Here is an 18033-nt window from a genome sequence, read left to right on the forward strand (position 1 = left end):
CGTCGTGTCACTCGCCGGACCCGCGCGTCACGGGCCGACCCTTCGTGTCACGTTCAGCAGGTACTCCTTCCGGTCGAGCGGGTTGAGATCGGTCCGCGGCCGGTCCGGGACCGCGCCCCGGGAGACCGGCGCGTAGTGGTCGAAGGCGCATTCCAGCTCGCCCTCACCGCGGGTCAGGCCCGGCAGCCGCTGCTGCAGCTCGTGGACCCGGGCGACCGGGATGCTGCCCTCCAGCACGTACACGGGCCCGCGCATCTCGGTGGTCCCCGGCACGGCGTGCTGCCGCACCAGCAACGGGAGCACCGCCGCCAGCGTGTCGGCCGGAGCCTCCAGCCGGAACCGGTGCATCGGCTCGTACACCCGGCTGCCCGCCGCTCGCAGCGCGTCCATCACCACCAGCGGGGTCAGGCCCCGGAAGTCGGCCCCCGTACTGGACATGCTCTTGTCGAAGCCCTGATGGGCGTGGCTCTGCCGGGGCGAGTAGCCGGAGTGGGTCATCGTGACCGTGCAGTCGGTGACCTGCCAGCCGTGGATCCCCTGGGTCAGGGTCTCCCGCACGGTGTCCTCGACCGCCTTGAAGAACGCGTACGGCATCGCTCCGAGTTCGACCTCCATACGGAACTCCACGCCGGAGCCTGCCGGCGCCGGATCGATGCGCAGTCCGACCGTCGCGAGGAAGGGGTTGGGGTCCTTTCCGTTGAACTCGACCGCCGTGCCGCTGCCGACCGGGCGTTCGACGCACAGTGGCGTGGTCTCCCGGAACAGGACCTCGATGCCGAACTCGTCGGCCAGCGTCGCCTGGACGACCTCCTTCTGCACCTCGCCGTAGAGCGACACGGACACCTGCCCCCGCAGTTCGTCCTGGCGCAGGTTGATCAGGGGGTCCTGTTCGGCCAGTCGGGTGAGCGCGAGGTGGAGCGCGCCCCTGTCGGCCGGACGACGGGGGACGACGACGGTCTCGAGGGTCGGGGGTGAGAAATGGAGCTCGTCGTCCGAGGTCTTCCGCGGTACGCCGACGGTGTCGCCGACGCGGATGTCGTCCAGGCCCCGGAGCTTGCCGATCCGCCCCGCGGTCACGGCCGGTTCCGGCACCGCCGCGCCGCTGTCGAACACGCTGATCGCGGTGACCTTCGCCTCCTCGCCGTCGCGCAGGCACAGTCGGTCGCGGGTCCGCAGAGTCCCGGAGAACAGCCGGACGTAGGCGATCTTCTCCCCGGCCGGCCCGCGCTCCACCTTGAAGACCGTGCCCGAGACCGGGCCGTCGGCCGCTCCTCCGGCCGTCGGCAGCAGCTCCCTGATCCCCGCGATCAGCTCGTCGACACCCGCGCCCGTCATGGCCGAGCCGAAGAACACCGGGTGCGCCAGCGTCTGTCCGGTCTGGCGTACCAGGGCGTCATGGAACCGGTCGTGGGACACGCGGCCCTCGACGTACGCGGCCATGAGCGCGTCGTCGTGCTCGGCGAGCAGGTCCGACCGTGACGCGCGGAGCCGGTCGGCGCCGAACCGGACGAAACGCGCGTCCCGGGTGCCCGGTCCGGTCACCTCCCCCATCGGGACGATCGCCGGAGTGAGCCGCGCGGCGATGTTCTCCAGAAGGGGCTCGTACCGCGCGCCACCACGGTCGATCTTGTTCACGAAGACGAGGGTGGGAATCCGCAGCCGCCGCAACGTCCGCATCAGCACCCGGGTCTGCGCCTGTACGCCCTCCACGGCCGAGACCACGAGCACCGCGCCGTCGAGCACGGCGAGCACCCGCTCCACCTCGGCGATGAAGTCGGGGTGACCGGGGGTGTCGATCAGATTGACCGTGACGTCGTCGTCGATCGCGAAGGAGACGACGGCGGACTTGATGGTGATACCGCGCTGCCGTTCGAGCGCGAGGGAATCGGTCTGGGTGCTTCCGTCGTCGACGCTGCCGATCTCGTCGATGACCCCGACCGCGTGCAGCAGGCGCTCGGTCAGGCTTGTCTTACCGGCGTCTACGTGCGCCAGGATTCCGAGGTTGAGCATGTGCACCGGGTGTCATGTCCTTCGAAGTGGGAGTGATTCCTTCCTGGGCGGACATGAACGGTGTGCGCATCGCTGCTCCTCGATCCCGGCGGATGTGTCCCTCGTAGTGCAGCAGCCGGCCTGGCCCGGCGGCAACGGATTAACGCTCAACCAATGCCCGGCGCCGCCCGGTCGCACCGCAACGGCTGGCGGTGGTGCGGGCGGGAGCGGACCCTTGAGGAGAAACGGGCCCTCGAAGGGGCCACGGTCCTCGATGAGCGAGTGCGCGGTGAGCGAGTGCGCGGTGAGCGGGTGCGCGGTGAGCGGAGCGAGCGATGCGTGAGATCCTCCCGGCGCTGAACCGGTGGTACGCGGCGGGCTCCCCCTTCGGGCTCGCCACGGTGGTCGCGGTCAGCCGGAGCGCGCCCCGCGACCCGGGAGCGGCGATGGCCGTGGGGCCGGGCGACGAGGTGGTGGGCAGTGTGTCGGGCGGCTGTGTCGAGGGGGCCGTCTTCGAGCTGGCCCGGGAGGTGGTGGCGACCGGCGAGGCCCGTCTGGAGACCTTCGGCTACAGCGACGAGGACGCGTTCGCCGTGGGTCTCACCTGCGGGGGTGAGATCAGCCTGCTGCTGCGCAGGGTGACGGCCCGCGAGGACCCCTCCTTCGGCGCGGTGGCCGAGTCGGTGGCCGCCGGGCGCGCGGTGACCGTGGCGACGGTGCTGGCGGGTCCCGCGCCGCTGGGCGCCGCTCTCGCCGTGTGGCCGGACGAGGTGGCCGGTTCGCTGGGCTCGACCGGCCTGGACGCGGCCGTCACCGCGGACGCCCGCGGCGAACTGGCCCAGGGCGCCACCGTTCAGCGGCACTACGGACCGCACGGCGAGCGCCGTGAGGACGCCGTGACCGTCTTCCTCCAGTCCTTCGCCCCGCCGCCGCGCATGCTCGTCTTCGGAGCGATCGACTACGCGGCGGCGGTGGCCCGCGTCGGGGACTTCCTGGGCTACCAGGTCACGGTGTGCGACGCCCGGCCCGTCTTCGCGACGGCCAAGCGGTTCCCGGCCGGCGTGGAGGTCGTCGTCGACTGGCCGCACCGCTATCTGCGCGACACGACGACCGACGCGCGCACGGTGATCTGCGTCCTCACCCACGATCCGAAGTTCGACGTTCCCCTGCTGGAGGAGGCGCTGCGCCGACCGGCCGCGTACATCGGCGCGATGGGCAGCCGCCGTACGCACGACGACCGGACGAAGCGGCTCGTCGAGGCCGGTGTGCCGGAGGACGAGCTGTCCCGGCTCCGCTCGCCGGTCGGTCTCGATCTCGGGGCGCGGACACCCGAGGAGGTGGCCGTCTCCGTCGCCGCGGAGATCGTCGCCCTGCGCTGGGGTGGCAGCGGGGCACCCCTGACGGCGACGGGCGGGGCGATTCATCCGAGACGCGTCGGTCCGGTGGGAGGAACACCAGGAGGAGCGCCGGGAGGGACGCCGGCGGGAAGAGAGGCGGCCGCACCCTGAGTGCGCCGCTCCTGCCCCGTCCTGTCCTGCCTGCACCGCCCTGCACCGCCCGGTTCCGGCCCGCCCCAACCCGTCAGCCGCCGCCGTCCGCTCGGTTCGCCGTCCGGGGTGGCAGCCGGTGGAGCGTCAGGTCGGTGAGCCGGCCCTCGGCCACGGTCGCGGTCATGTACGTGCAGTGCGGCCGGCGTCGGCGGTCCGTCGGGGAGCCCGGGTTCAGCAGACGCAGACCGGTGCCGGTGGTGGTGTCCCAGGGGATGTGACTGTGGCCGAAGACCAGGACGTCGAGGTCGGGGAAGCGCTCGGCGCAGCGCCGTTCGCGGCCCTGGGCCGGGCCGGTCTCGTGCACGACGCCGAGGCGCAGACCGTCCAGCTCCGCACGGGCGACCTCGGGGAGACGGCCGCGCAACTCCGGGCCGTCGTTGTTGCCGTGGACCGCGACGAGCCTGCGCGCCCGTTCCTCCAGCAGGTCGAGGGTGGCGGTGTCGACCCAGTCACCCGCGTGCACGACGACGTCGGCCAGCGGGAGTTCGGCCATCAGCGGCGGGGGCAGTTCCCTGGCCCGTGAGGGGAGATGGGTGTCGGACATCAGCAGCAGACGCACGGCGCCCACCCTATGGTCCGGACCCCGCGCCGAACCGTGCCCGGACGGCCGTTCGGCCCTGGCCGCCTCGGTCCGCCACGGCTCCTCAGTCCAGGAGCACCTCGCTCCACACCTGCTTGCCGCCGCTGACCGGCAGGCTCCCCCAGGCCGCCGACATGGCCTCGACCAGGAGGATGCCGCGGCCGCCGGTGGCCTCCCAGCCGATGCTGGTGGGCTTGATGGGCGTACGGGGTGAGGAGTCGGCGACGGCGATGCGCAGGAGCCGGTTGATGAGGGTGAGATCGAGTCTGACCTGGCCGCCGGTGTGGACGAGGGCGTTGGTGACGAGTTCGGAGACGACGAGGAGCGCGGTGTCCATGCTCTCGTCGGTCACGCCCCAGGACCGCAGCGTGCGCCGGGTGAACCGGCGTGCGTGCCGGACCGCCTCGGGGACACGCCAGATCGTCCAGCTCTCCCGCAGCGGGCGCAGCGACATGCCGTCGTAGCGCATCAGGAGGAGAGCGACGTCGTCGCTGCGGTTGGCGCCCGTGAGCAGTCTGTCTGCGACCATCCCGAGATGCGCGGGGTCGGCCGCGGCCAGCTCACCGGCCAGCCTGTTCAGTCCGTCCTCGATGTCGACCTCGGCGGACTCGACGAGCCCGTCCGTGGTCAGGGCGACGACCGTGCCGAGCCGCAGCCGGAGCGGGGTCATCGGGAACTCGGCCTGGGTGACGACGCCGAGCGGAGGTCCGCCGTCGGAGTCGGGGACCTCGGTGCTGCCGTCCGGGTGACGCAGCACCGGCGGATGGTGCCCGGCGCGTACGCACCACGCGGAGCCCTCCTCCATGTCGAGGTCGACATAGCAGCAGGTGACGAAGAGGTCGGTCTCCAGGTCCATGAGGAGCCGGTTGGCGCGCGAGACGACGACGTCGGGCGGGTGGCCCTCGACGGCATAGGCGCGAAGGGCCGTGCGCATCTGGCCCATGAGGGTCGCGGCCTGGGCGTTGTGGCCCTGGACGTCGCCGATGACGAGGGCGACGTGGTTCTCGGGCAGCGGGATCACGTCGTACCAGTCGCCGCCGACCTCCAGGCCCGCCGTGGTGGGCAGGTAGCGGGCGACGGCGACCGCGCCGGGGAGCCTGGGCAGCCGGCGGGGCAGCAGGGAGCGCTGGAGCGTGGTGACCAGTTCGTGTTCGGCGTCGAAGGAGCGGGCGCGGGTGAGTGCCTGGCCCGCGAGGCCCGCGGACGCGGTGAGCAGGGCGCGCTCGTCGGGGCCGAAGTCGTGCGGGGCGTCCCAGCCGATCAGACAGGCGCCGGCCATGTGTCCGCCGGCGGGCAGCGGCAGGATGGCGAGGCCGCCGGGGCCGACGTCGGCGAGCGCGGGTTCCAGCGGGGATCCGGCGGGCCAGACGGCCGGGCGTCCCTCACTGAGGGCCGCCGCGAGTGTCGGCATGGCGCGTACGGGCGCGTCGGGCCACTCCGAACGCCATTCGGAGCGCCACAGTTCCGGCCAGGCGGACGGTTCGGGCGGATCGAGGACGGTGACGACGAGGCGGTCGCCCTCCACCTCGGCGAGGGCGATCCGGTCGGCCCGCAGGGGCCGTCGCAGCGCGGCCACGACGGCCCGCCCCACGTCCCGGACGGTGCCCGCGGTGGCGAGGGCCGCGGCCAGCCGCTGTACGCGGGCCACGTCGCTGACGCCGGAACGGAGCTTCGAGGCGTCGGCGACCGTGCCGACCAGGCGGGCCGGGCGGCCGTCTCCTCCCGGCACCATGCGGCCGCGCAGCCGCAGCCACTTCGGTCGGCCGGAGGGCTGGGTGATGCGGAACTCCAGCTCGCGTTCCCCGATGGACATGTGGTCCGCCTCGACCACGGACATCAGTGTCGGCAGGTCCTCGGGGACGGTGAGGGCCAGCAGCGTCTCGACCTTGCCGTCGAACTCGGCCGGATCCAGGCCGAACAGCTCCAGCATCTCGTCGTCGACCTCGACGTGCCCGGTGTCCATGGCGAGGTCGAAGGCGCTGGCGGCCAGGGCACCGGGGGCCGTCCCCGAGCCGGGCGCCGGGCAGACGGCGGCCTCGGCGACGAGGGCCAGACACTCCCTGTCCTCGGTGTCGAAGCCGCCGGGGTGCTCGCTGACCGCGACCAGGCATCCGGCGCCCTTCAGCGGCAGCACGGCCAGCCAGAAATCCTGGGACGGCAGCCGACGGGCTTCGGCACAACGGCCGATCTCCTCCGGGCCGAGCCACAGCGGACGGCCCGTACGGTGCGCGTCCACCGTGGGGGAACTGCCGGTGAGGACATAGCTGTCGCGCAGCCCGTAGAGCGTCCTGGGCACGCCCGCGGACTCGGCCAGGTGCAGTTCGCCGCCCTTCTTCGTCGGCGAGTACACCGCGACGACGGTCGCCCCGGCGAAAACGAGCGCCTGTTCGAGCACGCGACGGAGCCGTTCGCGCGGATCGAGGTCCGGCGTGGGGGTCTTCAGGGAGATTTCGGCACGCAACGTCCGCGTTCCGCGTTCCGCAGCGCGCTCACTGACCACGTCCGTCATTACAGCGCTTCCGGAGCCCCCGCGCAGCCCCTGTGACCGTTCCGGCACCGGCGGGCCTGCGGTGGAGCCCGGAAGCCGTACGGGATGCCGCGCGTGGCGCTCGCCGTGCGGCGGGAGCCGCCAAGGGGGAGCCTTAGATCATGTCCGACCCTGCGTGCCGGACCGGCGGAGGCCGCTCGGCGCGGTGCGTCGCAAGCGCGAAGGGTCACCCGTCCGCGACGTGTACGCCGTATACACCGCGTACGCCGTGTATACGGGTGATCCGGCCACGCGGCGAGGGTGCGTGCCGGGCGCCGGCCGCCCGGCGGAAAGGGCCGGACACGACCTGGCCCCGGTAGCCATGGCGCGGCCCTGCGAGGAGGTGGTCGGCGTGTCCGACTGGCGGGGATCCGTACAGGCACCGGCCGGCCCTCCCACCCGGGTCGGGCGGCCGCTGCTCTCGCTGACGCTGGCCTCGCTGGTGGACGAGGTGCACGCCCACTCGGGTGCGGTGTACCTGCTGGCGAGCGGCGAACCCGTGCTGGAGATGGCGGTGATGGCCGGTATGCCCCGCGCGTTCGCGGCACCCTGGGAACGGGTGGGGCTCAACGCTCCCATCCCGGTGGCCGTGGCGGTGCGCGAACGGCGGCTGGTCTGGGTCAGCGGCGGGGAGGAGATGGCCCGCCGCTTTCCCCGGATCGCCATGGTCCTGCCGTATCCCTTCGCGCTCGCCGCCCTGCCGGTGGCGACCTCGCGGACCACGTACGGGGCCGTCTTCGTGACATGGCCCGGCTCTCACCCCCTGGAACTCGCCGAACGGGAGCGCGACCACCTCGTCGCGGCCTGCGACCGGCTCGCGCTGCGCCTGGAGCGGGCGGCGGCGGAGCACCGTACGGTCCGCCCGGAACCCGATCTGATCGCGCCGTCCCCCACACCGGCCCCCGGCACGCTCGGCAGCGTCGAGGCGGCGCGGATGGTGGCGCGGCTGCCGTACGGGCTGTGCGCGCTGGATCTGTACGGTCGGGTCAGTTACGCCAACCCCGCGACGGCCGAGATGCTCGGCATGCCCGTCAGCGCTCTCCTGGGCACCCAGCTGTGGGCGTCGGTGCCCTGGCTCAACGATCCCGTCTACGAGGACCGTTACCGCGCCGCGCTGATCAGCCAGCACGTCACGTCGTTCGTCGCGCTGCGGCCGCCCTGCGACTGGCTGTCGTTCCGCTTCTATCCCAGTACGACCGGGCTGAGCGTGCGCATCTCCCCGGCCAGGGCGGTCGCACAGATGAACCGCTCGGGGTCGCAGCGCGAGGACGCGCCCCGCCTGGTGACCATCTCCCATGTACTGAGCCTCGCCGGCGCGCTCACCCAGGCGGCGGGCGTGCAGGACGTGGTGCAGCTGGTCGCGGACGAGATCGCGCCCGCCGTCGGCAGCAGGGCCCTGATCCTTCTCGGTTCACGGGCCGGCCGGCTGCACGTACTCGGCCACCGCGGGTACCCGGACACGCACACCGCGGAACACCTCGACGGGCTGCCGCTGAGCGCGCGGTCCCCCTGCACCCACGCCCTGAACACCGGGGTGCCGGCCTTCTTCGACTCACGCGCGGAGGTGGAGCGCCTGTATCCGTCCCGGGAGGCGACGTCCGACGGGATGGCCGCGTGGGCGTACCTGCCGCTGATCGCATCCGGACGTCCGCTGGGCACCTGCGTCCTCGCCTACGCGGAGCCGCACGCCTTCCCGACCGACGAGCGGGCGGTGCTGACGAGTCTGAGCGGGCTCGTCGCGCAGGCGCTGGAACGGGCGCTGCTCTACGACACCAAACTCCAGCTGGCGCACGGTCTGCAGGCCGCGCTGCTGCCGCACACCCTGCCGTCGCTGCCCTCCGTCGAGGCGGCCGCACGCTATCTGCCGGCCACCCAGGGCATGGAGATCGGCGGCGACTTCTACGACCTGGTGCCCTCGCACGGTCTGGCCTCGGCGGTCATCGGCGACGTCCAGGGCCACAACGTGACCGCGGCGGCCCTGATGGGTCAGGTACGGACCGCCGTCCGCGCGTACACCACCGTCGGCCAGCCGCCGGAGGAGGTGATGCGCAGCACCAACCGGCTGCTGATCGACCTGGGCACCGACCTTTTCGCGAGCTGCCTCTATCTGCGCATGGACCCCGAGCGCGAGGTCGCGGTCATGGCGCGCGCGGGTCATCCGCCCCCGCTGCTGCGGCGGCCGGACGGACGCGTGCGGGTGCTCGACCTGGCCGGTGGGCCGCTGCTCGGGATCGACGCGGACGCCACGTACCAGACGACCGAGGTCCCCCTGCTGCCCGGTTCGCTTCTCGTCCTCTACACCGACGGGCTGATCGAGTCCCCCGGTGTGGACATCGAGGACGCCCTGGCCGACCTCGGGCGGCGCCTCGGCGAGGCCCCCGAGCAGCCGCTCGACGAGCTGGCCGACAGCCTGGTGCGGCAGAGCGGGGCGCTGACGCAGGCCCGGCTCGACGACGTGGCGCTGCTCCTGCTGCGGGCACGCGCGCACGCGTGACGGTGTGCCGGTCCCGGAGATGTCACGCGGCGGACACCGGCCCGACGTCACGTGACGCACACCGAATCGGCGTCACGCGGCACACCACCGCGCCGACGGCACGCGGCACACACCGCGCCGGCGGCACGCGGCGCGAACCGGGTCGGCGTCACGCCGTGCACACCGGCCGGGCGCCACACGGCACCCGCCGACCGGGCGGCCTGGCCGGGGACGCGGTGCGGTCCGGCCCTCCCGCCGGAGGGCCGGACCTCCCACCTCCGGCCGGGACGGATGCTCCACGGCCGGGTCAGTGGCTCTGCGTCAGCTCAGAGGTGTCACCCGTTGGAGCTCACCATTCCGGAACCGTCGTCCGCGCCGGTGCCGGACTGGTCGGCGCCCGCGGCACCCGACTGGTCACCGCCGGCCCCCGACTGGTCGCCCGCGCCCGACTGGTCACCGGCCGCCGGGTCGCTCGCCGCGGGGTCGCTGGGCTCGGCGCCGGCCGTGGCGCTCGCGTCGCCCGCGCCGCCGGCACCCGCGCCGTCACCCGTCCCGAGCGTCGCGCCGGTCGCCGTGAGCGCGGTCGTCACCGGCTGGAAGAACGTCTCGCCGCCGACCGTGCAGTCGCCGCTGCCGCCCGATGTCAGGCCTATCGCGCTGCCGTCCTGGGTGAAGAGCGAACCGCCGCTGTCGCCGGGCTCGGCGCACACGTCGGTCTGGATGAGTCCGGTGACCGTGCCCTCGGGATAGTTCACCGTGGCGTCGAGTCCGGTGACGTTGCCGTCGTTGAGTCCGGTGGTGCTGCCCATCCGGAAGACCTGCTGGCCCACGGCCGCGTCGGCGGCCTGGTTGATGGCGACGGTCTGACCGTTGCCGACGTTGACCACACTGTTGGCCTGTGTGTTCGGGTCGTCGTACTTGACGAGCGAGAAGTCGCCGTCACCGGGGAAGGTGGCCTGGTCGACGGTGGCGATCGGGGCACCGTCCTGCGCGTCCGACCACTGCTTGGCCGCGACTCCGCAGTGCCCCGCGGTCAGGAACGCGGGACTGCCGTCGCTCGCGGTGACGTTGAACCCCAGCGAACAGCGGGCTCCGCCGCCGAAGATGGCGTCGCCGCCGTCCACGAACGTCTTGAAGGTGCCCGCGGACTTCTTCACGGTGGCCATGCCGGAACCCAGCGAGTCGACGGTCGACGTCAGCTTGTTCCAGTTCGCACCTGTGACTGTACTGTCGGCGATGACCCGGAGTTCGTTGGTCCTGGGGTCGACGGACCAGGCGGTGCCGGGGATGGTGGCGTCGGTCCTCAGCGTCCGGGCGGCGGACTTGAGCGCGGCGAGGCTGTTGTCGACGCTGCGGGGAACGGCGCCGGCCTTCTTGACCGCGTCCACCACGTTGTTGTTGTCACCGACGACGTTGACGACGACCTGCTGCTTGGCGGCGTCGTAGTACGCGCCTCCGTAGGCCTCACCGAGCTGGGTGGCGAGGAGCGAGGCGAGGTCCGAGGCGTCCGCGGCCTTCAGCGTCTTGGGAGCGGCGTCCTTCGCGTCGGTCTGCGAGGCGTTGGCGTTGGGCAGCAGGAGCGCCGCCGCTCCGAGCGCCGCGACGCTTCCCGCGGCGATGGCGGCCTTGCGCTTGGGAATCCTTTTGTGACTCAACTCTTGACCTCCTGGGGACGGGGTCGATGCCACCGTCCGGCGACTGACTGGGGGGCGCCTGGATGCCTGTTGATACGTGTGAGTCGCGGGGGTTGTTCAACTCCTCCTAAGAAAGGCAGGAGTCAGCCCGGCGAAAGGCATGGATGACGAGGTGACCGCGTCGTTCCTCCGGCCGCCGGGGAACAATGCCCCGTATGACACTGAACCTTGCCGATGCCGACAAGATCCTCTCCGCTCACTTCGCTCCCTGGGTACTGGAGCTGGGCCTGTCGGTGACGGAGTTGGGAGAGGGCCGCGCGGTGCTGCGACTGCCCTGGTCCGCCCGGCTCGCCCGCGACGGCGGTTCGCTGTCGGGGCAGGCCCTGATGGCCGCCGCCGACACGGCGACCGTGATCGCGGTGTCGGCGGCGCGCGGCGCCTTCGTCCCGATGACGACCGTCCAGCAGTCCACCAGCTTCCAACGCGCGGTCACGGACGCGGACGTGCTGGTCGAGGCGGTCCTCACCAGGCTCGGCCGCCGCATGGCCTTCGCCGACATCACGATGACCGCCGACGGCTCCCGGGACGTCGCGGCGCGCGCGAGCACGGTCTACGCCCTGCTGGGCTGAACACCACCATCCGTGACGATCCTGTGACACTCCGTCGACGAACCGGACCGGAATCCTGGCTTCAGCGAATCTGCACATCGAATGCGCAGCCGCGTCACGGCGCGCGAGGGATCTGCACAGTCGTACGCCCCCACGCGCCGCCGGGAAGGGATTTTCCCTTGGGTCACCCGAGCGGCAAGGGTGGCGCCGAAACAATGCCGTGCAGCATGTGAAGAAGTGGCCGCAAAGACGTGCGCACGCCTGCACGGTTGAGCCGAAGCCCCGCTCAAGTTCCCAGGTGAGAGCCCTGGTTGATTGGATGCGTGCGCCGCGACCGTGCTTTGATCCGTGCACCGCGGAGGTCGCGGCACGCTTCCGGAGACGGGAGCCGCACGCTTCCGGAGACGGGAGCCGCACGGCTCCCGGAAACGGGGCTCGCACCCCCGCGGTGGCGGCCGTCATCTGTTCCCAGAGGGGGCCGCTCCCCCCTTATGAATATCCATACGAAGGGAAGTTCCCCCATGAACTCCACCCCCCAGGTTGCCACCGCCGAGATCTCGGACGCGGACCTCGACAACGTCTCCGGCGGCCTGTCGCTGAACGCCGTCGGCACCGTCACCGGCCTGGTCGACGGCGTTGCCCCGGTTTCCGGCATCGTGGGCACGGCCGTCGGCACCGTCGAGGGTGTGACCGGCCTGAACACCGCGCCGGTCACCGGCCTGGTCGCCGGTCTCTGACCGCGCCTCATCCCGCTGAGTCCCGGAACCACTCCCCCGGTTCCGGGGCTCTCGGATGCCGTAGATCTCTCCGACAGGTGAGGGAAGTCCCGTGCAGTTCCGCCAACAGGCCCTCGCCAAGCTGCAGTCGACCGAAGAGCTCGACCTGCCGGTGCGCTTCGCCCGCCCCCAGGGCTGGCTCGTCCTGTCCGTGACAGTGGTCGTCATGGCGGCCGCCTCGGTCTGGGCCGTGACGGGCACGGTGGCCTCGACGGTCGGCGCCCCCGCCGTCCTCACGCACGCGCAGGGCAGTTACGTCCTGCAGAGTCCCGTCGCCGGCCAGGTCACCGCGGTCCTCGCCGAGGAGGGCGAACGGCTCGCCGCCGACGCCCCGGTGCTGAGGGTCCGTACCGCGCGAGGCGCGACGTCCGTCGTCCGTACCGTCGCCGCGGGCCGCGTCACCGCGCTCGCCGCCACCATCGGGGCCATCATCTCCACCGGCGCGAACATCGCCGCGGTGGAGAAGGTCGCGCACGCCGGCGACCCGCTCTACGCGACGGTGTACGTGCCCGCCGAGAGCGCCTCCACCATCCCCGCGGACGCGGCCGTCGACCTCACCGTCCAGTCGGTGCCGACCCAGCGGTACGGGGTGCTGCGCGGCCGGGTGAAGTCGGTCGGCCGGAGTGTGCAGACCCAGCAGCAGATCACTTCCTACCTCGGCGACGGCCAGCTCGGCGAGCAGTTCACCAAGAAGGGCAGGCCGGTGGCCGTCCTGGTCTCCCTCGACCGTTCGTCCCACACGAAGAGCGGCCTCAAGTGGTCCTCGGCGGACGGTCCTGCGTACCCGCTGACCTCCATGACCCTGGCCACGGGTTCGATCCGCCTGGCCGATCAGCGTCCCGTCGATTGGCTGCTGCCGTGACCACCGCCCAGGACACCCGCGGCAGACGTCGCGCCGCGCCGCCGAAGCGCACGGTCCCCAGAAGCACACGCAAGACCGTCCGCACACCGACGGTGCTCCAGATGGAGGCCGTGGAGTGCGGCGCGGCCTCCCTCGCCATGGTGCTCGGCCACCACGGCCGGTACATCCCGCTGGAGGAACTCCGCATCGCCTGCGGCGTCTCCCGGGACGGCTCGCGCGCCAGCAACCTCCTGAAAGCGGCGCGCGGTTACGGCCTCACGGCCAAGGGCATGCAGATGGACACGGCCGCACTCGCCGAGGTCCGGGCGCCCGCGATCCTGTTCTGGGAGTTCAACCACTACGTCGTCTACGACGGCATGGGCCGCCGTTTCGGACGGCGCGGGGTGCACATCAACGACCCTGGCAAGGGCCGCCGTTTCGTGCCGATGGAGGACTTCGACACCAGCTTCACCGGCGTGGTGCTGGTCATGGAACCGGGCCCCGACTTCCGTGCGGGCGGCCGCCGGCCCGGGGTCCTCGGTGCCATGCCTGCCCGGCTGCGCGGGACGTCGGGCACGATGCCCGCGGCCGTACTGGCCAGCCTGCTGCTGGTCGCGGTCGGCGCCGCGGTGCCCGCTCTCAGCAGGACGTACATCGACACCTACCTGATCGGCGGTCAGACGTCGCTGCTCGGCGTGCTCTTCGCGTCGATGGGAGCCTGCGTCGCGCTGACCGTCCTGCTGACCTGGCTCCAGCAGGCGAACCTGCTGCACGGCCGGATCATCTCCTCGACGCTCAGCAGCGCACGCTTCCTGCGCCATCTGCTGCGGCTGCCGGTCACCTTCTTCTCCCAGCGCAGCCCGGCCGACCTGGTGCAGCGGCTGCAGTCCAACGACGCGGTGGCCGAGACCCTGGCCCGCGACCTCGCGGCGGCGGGCGTGGACGCGATCGTCGTGGTCCTCTACGCCGTCCTGCTCTACACCTACGATCCGCAGCTCACGGCCGTCGGTATCGGTGTCGCGCTGCTCAACGTGGTCGCGATGCGGGTGGTGATCCGGCTGCGCGCCACGCGTACGGCGAAACTGCGCGCGGACAGCGCCCGGCTCACCAACACCGCTTACACCGGGCTCCAGTTGATCGAGACCATGAAGGCGACCGGTGGCGAGGACGGGTACTTCCGCAAGTGGGCCGGGCAGCACGCCACCACCCTGGAGGAACAGCAGCGCCTCGGTGTGCCGAGCGCCTGGCTGGGGGTGGTCGCGCCGACGCTCGCCACCCTCAACAGCGCGCTGATCCTGTGGATCGGCGGCCTGCGGGCGATGGAGGGGCACATCTCGATCGGTCTGCTCGTGGCCTTCCAGGCGCTCGTCACCCGCTTCACCGCGCCGCTCACCCGGCTCAACGGCGTGGCGGGCCGCATCCAGGACTTCGCCGCCGACGTGGCACGCCTCAAGGACGTCGAGAACTTCCAGGCCGACCCGCTCTACGCCCGCTCGGGCACCGGCGACTCCACCCGCAGGCTGCACGGCCATGTCGAGCTGGAGAACATCACGTTCGGCTACAGCCCGCTCGACAAACCGCTGCTCACGGGCTTCTCCCTGACCGTGGGTCCGGGCCGGCAGGTGGCGCTGGTGGGCGGCTCGGGCAGCGGCAAGTCGACGGTCTCCCGGCTGATCTCGGGCCTGTACACCCCTTGGGAGGGCACGATCCGCATCGACGGACAGCGCCTCGAGGACATCCCGCGCGGCGCGCTCGCGGCCTCCGTCTCCTTCGTCGACCAGGACGTCTTCCTCTTCGAGGGCACGGTCCGCGACAACGTGGCGCTGTGGGACCCGTCGATCCCGGACGACGCCGTCGTCACGGCGTTGCAGGACGCGGCCCTGTACGACGTCGTGGTGCGCCGTCCCGGTGGCATCCACAGCCGGGTCGAGCAGGACGGCCGCAACTTCTCCGGTGGCCAGCGCCAACGGCTGGAGATCGCGCGGGCGTTGGTGCGCAGGCCCAGCATCCTGGTCCTCGACGAGGTGACCAGCGCGCTGGACGCCGAGACCGAGCAGACCGTCATCGACAACCTGCGCAAGCGCGGCTGCGCCTGCGTGGTGATCGCGCACCGGCTCAGCACCGTGCGCGACAGCGACGAGATCGTGGTGCTCCAGCACGGCACGATCGTGGAACGCGGGCGGCACGACGCCCTGGTGGCGGCCGGCGGTCCGTACGCCGAGCTGGTCAGGGAGCGATGAGATGACGACGGTTCACGAGGGCGACGTCGTCCTCGGCGCGCTCGGCACCATGGGTACACCGGTCGACTGCGCCGGACTCAACCGCCTCGAACTGGAAGGGCCGCAGGTGCTGTGGCTGGTCGCCGCGGGTGCGCTCGACCTGTTCGCGGTGGACGCCGCCCAGCAGGGCCACTGGCACCACCTCGGCCGCCTCGAAGCGGGCTCACTGCTGCTCGGCCCGGTCGCGGGTCCCCAGCACACCCTGGTGGGACGCCCGTTGCGGGACTGCGCGGTGCGCCGGATCGTGCTGCGCGAGCTGTACCAGCCGGTGCCCACCGAGACCTGGTCCTACGACGAGTACGGCAACCCCCAGCACGTGCCGCCGACTTCGAGCCCGCTGGAGTACGCACTCGCCCTCGGCGTCGGCCGCAGCCTCTCCATCCTCTTCCAGGCTCCCACGGCCACGGAGAACGCGGCCGCGCTCACCGACGACGACGTCTTCTGGATGCAGGTTCCGCCGGGAAGCGTGCAGTACGGCTCGCTGTACGGGGCGGAGGCGGCGGCGGACCTGCTGATGGACTCGGGTGTCTGGCAGGGCATGGTCGACCAGCAGTACCGGCTGCTGGCCACACTGGACCGCTGGATCGAGCAGTTGGAGGCCCGGCACGAGGACCGGACGGCGGCGGGCATCAAGGCGGGCGAGGCCGTCCGCGCCCAGGCCGACCGGACCCTGCTGGCGTCCATCGGCACTCCCTCGAAGCGTCCTACGCCGGCCGACACCGACGCCACCTACGCGGCCTGCGCGCTGGTCGCCCGCGCGTCCGGGATCGCGCTCGCCGAGCCGGCGCAGAGCGGCACGGAGAGCGACCGGCTCGACCCGGTGGAGCGGATCGCGCTGGCCTCCCGCGTCCGCAGCCGCGCGGTGCGCCTGGACGGGCACTGGTGGCGGGACGACATCGGTCCGCTGGTGGGCCGGCGTGCGGTGTCGGGCAGCCCGGTGGCACTGCTGTGGCGGCGCGGCGGCTACGTGGCCGTACAGCCGTCGTCCGGGCGGGAGACACCGGTCGAGAAGGCCAACGCGGCCGAGTTCGAGGCGCGGGCGGTGATGTTCTACCGGCCGCTGCCCGAGCGCCGGCTGAGCCCGTTGCGACTGGCGCGGTTCTGCCTCCAGGGCACGGGCGGCGATCTGCGCAACCTCGCGGTCAGCGCTCTCGTCACCGTCGCGATCGGCGCCCTGGTTCCGATCGCCACCGGCAAGGTGCTCGGCGAGTACGTGCCGAAGGCCCAGCACGGACTCATCGTTCAGGTCTGCCTGGCGATCATGATCACCAGCGTGGTGTCGGCGGCGTTCATGCTGCTGCAGAACCTCACCCTGCTGCGCATGGAGGGCAGGATCGAGGCGACGCTCCAACCGGCGGTGTGGGACCGGCTGTTGCGGCTGCCGACGACGTTCTTCACGTCCCGCTCGACCGGTGAACTGGCCAGTGCGGCCATGGGCATCAGCGCGATCCGCCGCCTCCTCGCGGGCGTCGGCCCCACGCTCGCGCAGGCCGGCACGGTCGGCGCGATGAACCTGGGGCTGCTGCTCTGGTACAGCGTGCCCATGGCGCTGGCCGCGGTCGTCATGCTCGTCGTCATCGCCGCCGTGTTCCTGGGGCTCGGCCTGTGGCAGGTGCGATGGCAGCGCCGGCTGGTCGTGCTCGGCAACAAGCTGAACAACCAGGCGTTCCAGACCCTGCGCGGACTGCCCAAACTGCGGGTCGCGGCGGCGGAGAACTACGCGTACGCCGCCTGGGCGGGCGAGTTCGCGCGCAGCCGTGAACTCCAGCGGAAGGTCGGTCGCATCAAGAACCTCACCACGGTGCTCGGAGCGGTCTATCTGCCGCTCTGCTCCCTGCTGATGTTCATGCTGCTGGCCGGCCCGGCGAGCGGTTCGCTGTCGGCGGCGGACTTCCTCACCTTCAACACCTCGGTGACCATGCTGCTGACCTCGGTCACCCAGCTGACCGGCGCCTTCGTCTCGGCGGCGGCCGCGCTGCCGATGTTCGAGGAGATCAGGCCGGTGCTCGACGCCACCCCGGAGGTCCGGGTGGCGAGCACGCGCCCCGGCGTGCTGTCCGGGTCCGTCGAGGCCCGGGGGCTCTCCTTCCGGTACGCCGAGGACGGCCCGCTCGTCCTCGACGACGTGTCGTTCGACATCCGGGCGGGTGAGTTCGTGGCGATCGTCGGGCCCAGCGGCTGCGGCAAGTCCACTCTGCTGAGGCTGCTGATCGGCTTCGACAAGCCGGTCTCGGGCAGTGTGCTGTACGACGGTCAGGACCTGGCGGCCCTCGACCGGTCCGCCGTACGCCGTCAGTGCGGTGTCGTGCTCCAGCACGCGCAGCCGTTCACCGGTTCCGTCCTCGACTGCATCTGCGGCACCGAGCCGTACACGCCCGAGGAGGCGATGGCGGCGGCCGAGATGGCGGGCCTGGCCGAGGACATCAGGCGGATGCCGATGGGGCTGCACACGATCGTCTCCGGCAGCGGCGCGGTCTCGGGCGGCCAGCGACAGCGCCTGATGATCGCCCAGGCGCTGATCCGCCGCCCGCGCATCCTCTTCTTCGACGAGGCCACCAGCGCCCTGGACAACGAGACCCAGCGCACGGTCATCGAGAGCACCCGCGCGCTCAACGCCACCCGGGTCGTGATCGCGCACCGGCTGTCCACGGTCATGGACGCGGACCGTGTGATCGTGATGGAGGACGGCCGGGTCGCCGAGCAGGGGCCTCCGGCGCGGCTGCTCGCGGACAGGGACGGGCGGCTGCACGAGCTGGTGCGGCGGCAGTTGGCGTGA

11 protein-coding genes are annotated in these 18033 nt (G+C 72.1%); 7 read left to right on the forward strand and 4 right to left on the reverse strand.

What is annotated here, in order from left to right:
• Positions 1-27: 27 nt before the first annotated feature.
• Positions 28-2016, reverse strand: coding sequence for an elongation factor G (locus tag GFH48_RS05050; protein ID WP_194280497.1), 1989 nt, complete (start codon positions 2014-2016; stop codon positions 28-30).
• 308 nt (positions 2017-2324) lie between these two features.
• Here GFH48_RS05050 and GFH48_RS05055 point away from each other — a divergent pair, with 308 nt between their 5' ends.
• Positions 2325-3497, forward strand: a complete 1173-nt coding sequence (locus tag GFH48_RS05055; protein WP_153287096.1) for an XdhC family protein — start codon at positions 2325-2327, stop codon at positions 3495-3497.
• A 73-nt stretch (positions 3498-3570) separates the two neighbouring features.
• Here the strand turns inward: GFH48_RS05055 and GFH48_RS05060 are convergent, their stop codons facing one another.
• Entirely contained in the window at positions 3571-4098 is a 528-nt protein-coding gene (locus GFH48_RS05060) for a metallophosphoesterase family protein (RefSeq protein WP_153287097.1), read from the reverse strand.
• A gap of 85 nt (positions 4099-4183) precedes the next feature.
• The gene (locus tag GFH48_RS05065; RefSeq protein ID WP_153287098.1) at positions 4184-6628 is read right to left on the reverse strand and encodes a SpoIIE family protein phosphatase; all 2445 of its coding nucleotides are present in this window, start codon (positions 6626-6628) and stop codon (positions 4184-4186) included.
• 340 nt (positions 6629-6968) lie between these two features.
• Here GFH48_RS05065 and GFH48_RS05070 point away from each other — a divergent pair, with 340 nt between their 5' ends.
• The gene (locus GFH48_RS05070; RefSeq protein WP_153287099.1) at positions 6969-9140 is read left to right on the forward strand and encodes a PP2C family protein-serine/threonine phosphatase; all 2172 of its coding nucleotides are present in this window, start codon (positions 6969-6971) and stop codon (positions 9138-9140) included.
• Between the two features lie 314 nt (positions 9141-9454).
• On the opposite strand, the gene GFH48_RS05075 is transcribed toward GFH48_RS05070, so the two are convergent.
• The gene (locus tag GFH48_RS05075) at positions 9455-10774 is read right to left on the reverse strand and encodes a S1 family peptidase (protein ID WP_194280498.1); all 1320 of its coding nucleotides are present in this window, start codon (positions 10772-10774) and stop codon (positions 9455-9457) included.
• A gap of 194 nt (positions 10775-10968) precedes the next feature.
• Here GFH48_RS05075 and GFH48_RS05080 point away from each other — a divergent pair, with 194 nt between their 5' ends.
• From GFH48_RS05080 to GFH48_RS05100, 5 genes are all read left to right on the forward strand, one after another.
• The gene (locus GFH48_RS05080) at positions 10969-11382 is read left to right on the forward strand and encodes a PaaI family thioesterase (RefSeq protein WP_153287100.1); all 414 of its coding nucleotides are present in this window, start codon (positions 10969-10971) and stop codon (positions 11380-11382) included.
• A 500-nt stretch (positions 11383-11882) separates the two neighbouring features.
• Positions 11883-12098 (forward strand): type A2 lantipeptide, encoded by a 216-nt coding sequence (locus GFH48_RS05085; RefSeq protein ID WP_153287101.1) that lies wholly within the window; start codon positions 11883-11885, stop codon positions 12096-12098.
• A 91-nt stretch (positions 12099-12189) separates the two neighbouring features.
• Positions 12190-12999: an HlyD family efflux transporter periplasmic adaptor subunit gene (locus tag GFH48_RS05090; RefSeq protein ID WP_153287102.1), complete on the forward strand. Its 810-nt coding sequence runs from the start codon at positions 12190-12192 to the stop codon at positions 12997-12999.
• Positions 12996-15218: an NHLP family bacteriocin export ABC transporter peptidase/permease/ATPase subunit gene (locus GFH48_RS05095; protein WP_153287103.1), complete on the forward strand. Its 2223-nt coding sequence runs from the start codon at positions 12996-12998 to the stop codon at positions 15216-15218. Before GFH48_RS05090 ends, GFH48_RS05095 begins: the two co-directional genes overlap by 4 nt.
• 1 nt (position 15219) lies before the next feature.
• Positions 15220-18033 (forward strand): NHLP bacteriocin export ABC transporter permease/ATPase subunit, encoded by a 2814-nt coding sequence (locus GFH48_RS05100; protein WP_153287104.1) that lies wholly within the window; start codon positions 15220-15222, stop codon positions 18031-18033.

Source organism: Streptomyces fagopyri, assembly GCF_009498275.1.
GTDB lineage: Bacteria > Actinomycetota > Actinomycetes > Streptomycetales > Streptomycetaceae > Streptomyces > Streptomyces fagopyri.

Coding starts and splice junctions, on each gene's coding strand:
- GFH48_RS05055 (WP_153287096.1), top strand. CDS start 2,325: ATGCGTGAGATCCTCCCGGCGCTGAACCGGTGGTACGCGGCGGGCTCC.
- GFH48_RS05065 (WP_153287098.1), bottom strand. CDS start 6,628: ATGACGGACGTGGTCAGTGAGCGCGCTGCGGAACGCGGAACGCGGACG.
- GFH48_RS05070 (WP_153287099.1), top strand. CDS start 6,969: ATGGCGCGGCCCTGCGAGGAGGTGGTCGGCGTGTCCGACTGGCGGGGA.
- GFH48_RS05080 (WP_153287100.1), top strand. CDS start 10,969: ATGACACTGAACCTTGCCGATGCCGACAAGATCCTCTCCGCTCACTTC.
- GFH48_RS05085 (WP_153287101.1), top strand. CDS start 11,883: ATGAACTCCACCCCCCAGGTTGCCACCGCCGAGATCTCGGACGCGGAC.
- GFH48_RS05100 (WP_153287104.1), top strand. CDS start 15,220: ATGACGACGGTTCACGAGGGCGACGTCGTCCTCGGCGCGCTCGGCACC.